At 41.3% G+C, this 571-nt stretch carries 2 protein-coding genes; both read right to left on the bottom strand.

Translation table 11 applies throughout. The features are described from left to right. Window positions 1–256: permease prefix domain 2-containing transporter (locus tag E1176_RS00280; protein WP_155208597.1), on the bottom strand; the 256-nt coding region annotated here is incomplete at its 3' end. After that, a partial coding sequence (locus E1176_RS00275) for a PadR family transcriptional regulator (RefSeq protein ID WP_155208596.1) occupies window positions 253–571 on the bottom strand: 319 nt, incomplete at its 5' end. The genes E1176_RS00280 and E1176_RS00275, both read right to left, overlap by 4 nt.

Below are 571 nucleotides of genomic sequence, written 5' to 3'. Positions count from 1 at the left end.
TCGCTGTTTTGAGGTAATTAGTAAACATGATGTTGTTGATTATTTTGAGTGTAATGTTGTTTCTAAGTATAATCTCAGGCCTCACAAATTTTAAGGCATTCCAGAAATATCTTCTTCTGGCGCGCTTCTCCCCCACATCTTCTACATCCGCATAGTATTGCTCTTCCAGGTCACCAATTATTCCTTCAAATAGATAATCCGGACAGATCCATTCTAAAAGGTCAGTAATTCCTTTTGGGGGCCGAAGCATGCTCATAGTGCAGCAATTTTGAGTTCGGGTATCAACTTCCAAAGCTTCAATCGCTGCTCTTGAATAGATTGCAAAACGCTTAAACCAGCACTGGTTAACTCGAAATAACGTTTTCGCCTGCCTCCCCTCTCTTTAGTGGCACCTCCCATATGAGACTTAAGTAAGCCCTTATCTTCCAGTCTGTAAAGTGTCACATGCACAGCACTAAGGCTTAATTTTCTATCTAGCTGCTGCTTCACTTCTTCCACTATGGCATTGCCATACGACTCTTCTTTCAATACTCCTACCATCGTCAACATAAGCTCTTCAAATTCACCAAGA

It is taken from the genome of Fulvivirga aurantia (assembly GCF_009711475.1).
Taxonomy (GTDB): domain Bacteria; phylum Bacteroidota; class Bacteroidia; order Cytophagales; family Cyclobacteriaceae; genus Fulvivirga; species Fulvivirga aurantia.
This window is presented reverse-complemented; position numbering and strand designations above follow the sequence as displayed.